The following is a 2,831-nucleotide window of genomic DNA, read 5'->3' on the forward strand; positions in this document are numbered from 1 at the left end:
GCGGCGCCCCCGCCGGTGCCGAACAGGTCGAGGCTCGTGCCGTCGGGCAGGGCCATCGCGGCCATGTTCTCCACGACGCCGATCACGCGTTGGCCGGTCTGCGCGGCGACCAGGCCGCTGCGTACGGCAACGTCGGATGCCGCGGTCTGCGGCGTCGTGACGACGATCACGTCGGCGTGGGGGAGGAGCTGCCCGACGGAGATCGCGACGTCGCCGGTGCCCGGCGGCATGTCGATGAGGAGGATGTCGAGGTCGCCGAAGTACACGTCCGTGAGAAACTGCGACACGGTGCGGTGCAGCATCGGTCCACGCCAGGCGACGGCCGCCGAGGGCGGCTGATCGCGGGGGAGGAACATGCCGATCGAGATCGTCTTCACGTCATAGGCGACCGGAGGCAGGATCAGATCGTCGAGGCGTGTCGGTGCAGGGGGACGGCCGTCCTCGCCCACGAGTCCCAACAGGCCCGGGATCGAGAAGCCGTGCACGTCGGCGTCGATGAGGCCGACCGCGAGGCCTCGCGCCGCGAGCGCCACGGCAAGATTCGAGGTGAGCGTCGACTTGCCGACACCCCCCTTGCCGCTCGTGACCGCGATCACGCGCGTCAGCGAGTCGGGGCCGAAAGGCATCGTGCGGGCGGGGCGCCCGCCGCGCAGCCGTTCGGTGAGCACCTGCCGCTCGGACGCTGTCATGACCCCCACCGACAGCTCGACTCGGGCGATCCCGGGGACGGAAGCCGCGGCATCCTGCACCTCGCGGGAGATACGGTCGGCGGCGGGGCACCCGACGATCGTCAGCGCGATCTGCACACACGCCACGCCGCCATGAACATCGACATCGCGGATCATGTCGAGCTCGGCGAGCGGGCGGCGCAGCTCCGGGTCGGCGACGGCGCCGACCGCTGAGCGCACCGCGTCGGTGAGGTCGCCGCCGGGGACGCTCATTCCTGATGGGCGGCGGTGTCCGGCCCGCGGGCGGCGTGATCCTCGTCGAGTTGCTCCAGCAGCGCCCTCAGCTCCTGCCGCAGCACTTCGCGCGTCACGACCTGCCCCGACACGTCGGTGAGCGCCATGCGCAGCGCCACCACCTCGCGGGCGAGGTACTCGGTGTCGGCGAGGTTGCGCTCGGCGCGCTGGCGGTCCTGCTCGATCTGCACGCGGTCGCGGTCGTCCTGCCGGTTCTGCGCGAGCAGGATGAGCGGAGCGGCATACGACGCCTGCAGCGAGAGGATGAGGGTCAGCGCGGTGAACCCCAGCTGCGCGGAGTCGAACCGCCACCAGTCGTGCGCCTCGGCGATGATCGTGTAGGTCATCCAGACAGCGCAGAACAGCGTGAGCATCAGCAGGAAGGTGGGCGTGCCCATGGCGCGCGCGATCCACTCCGTGAAGCGACCGAATCGGTCGCGCGAGGGCTGCGGGGTGCGCGAAAGCACCCCGGTCCGCCCGCGAGGGGCATCGAGGGCGACCTTCCGCGAGGCGCGCGCCATCACCGTCGCACCCCCGTCCGCAGGACCGCCGCACCTACGGATGCCGCGGCATCCGCATCACCGTCATGCGAACGCCAGTCCTCGGGCAGCAGGTAGTCCAGCACGTCGTCGATGCTGACGGCGCCGACGAGCCGATGCGCCTGGTCGACCACCGGGACCGAGACGAGGTTGTAGCTGGCCAGCAGCCGCGCGACCTCGGCCGCCGACGCCGTGGCCTGCACCGGATCGACCGTGTCGTCGATGATCGCGCCGAGGCGCTCGTGCGGCGGGTAGCGGAGCATCCGCTGAAAGTGCACCGTGCCGAGCAGCCGCCCCGTGGGGGTCTCGTACGGCGGCAGGGTGACGAAGACGGCGGCCGCCAACGCCGGGTGCAATTCGTGGCGGCGGATGAGGGCGAGCGCTTCGGCGACCGTCGCGTCCGCGGACAGCACGATCGGCTCACTCGTCATGAGGCCGCCGGCGGTGTCGGGCCCGTATTTCAGCAGGGCGCGCACGTCCTCGGCCTCTTCGGGCTCCATGAGCTCGAGCAGTTCTTCGCGCTGATCCTCCGGCAGCTGGGCGAGCACGTCGGCGGCGTCGTCGGGTTCCATCTGGTCGAGGATGTCGGCGGCGCGCTCATCGCCGAGCGCCTCGAGAATGTGCACCTGGTCCTCTTCGGGCATCTCCTCGAGCGCGTCCGCGAGGCGATCGTCGCTCAACTCTTCGGCGACCTCGAGGAGGCGCTCCTCCGGCAGGTCGAGCAGTGTGTTGGCGAGGTCGGCGGGCTTGAGCTCCGAGTAGGTCGCGACGAGCTGCTCGGCCGACTGCGCCTCTCCCGAGGAGAGGTTCTCACGCACGTCGGACCAGTTCGCGAACGTCGTGGGACCCTTCGCGAACGGAGAGGCGCTCGTCTTGGGCTTGCGCAGGAACAGCTGCCCGATGTCCCACTCTCCGAGGCGATCGCGCTCGATCGCGGCATCCTCGATGACGGCGTGGCCCGAACCATCGGTGAAGTACACCTTACGACCGAGGAGTTCGGTCATGACGCGGACCTCGCCGCCGCGCTGCTGGAAGCGGCGGACGTTCATGAGGCCGGTCGTGATGACCTGCCCGGCCTGGATGGAGGTGACGCGGCCGATCGACAGGAACACGTGGCGGCGGCCGGGGATCTCGACGACGAGGCCCACGACGCGCGGCGGATCGTCTTTTCGGTAGATGACGACGACGTCCCGGACCTTGCCGAGCCGGTCGCCCGCGGGGTCGAAAACGGTGCAGCCCACCAGGCGTGCCACGAAAACCCTCTGCGTACTCACTCGTCCAGCGTAGTCCGGGACTCCCACGGCGACACGGCCGGCGCGTCTCCCGCCTC

The 2,831-nt window shown here is 70.5% G+C and carries 3 protein-coding genes; all 3 read right to left on the reverse strand.

Going from position 1 to position 2,831, the window contains the following annotated elements:
- The coding region (locus tag WBP48_RS11145; protein WP_424440394.1) for a P-loop NTPase at nucleotides 1-941 on the reverse strand (941 nt) is incomplete at its 3' end.
- Nucleotides 938-1,483, reverse strand: a complete 546-nt coding sequence (locus WBP48_RS11150; RefSeq protein WP_424440400.1) for a DUF1003 domain-containing protein — start codon at nucleotides 1,481-1,483, stop codon at nucleotides 938-940. The genes WBP48_RS11150 and WBP48_RS11145, both read right to left, overlap by 4 nt.
- Complete coding sequence (locus WBP48_RS11155) at nucleotides 1,483-2,775, reverse strand: magnesium transporter MgtE N-terminal domain-containing protein (protein ID WP_424440397.1); 1,293 nt, start codon at nucleotides 2,773-2,775, stop codon at nucleotides 1,483-1,485. The genes WBP48_RS11150 and WBP48_RS11155 overlap by 1 nt, the downstream gene beginning before the upstream one ends.
- Nucleotides 2,776-2,831: the final 56 nt, after the last annotated feature.

Source organism: Microbacterium sp., assembly GCF_049661145.1.
Lineage (GTDB): Bacteria > Actinomycetota > Actinomycetes > Actinomycetales > Microbacteriaceae > Microbacterium.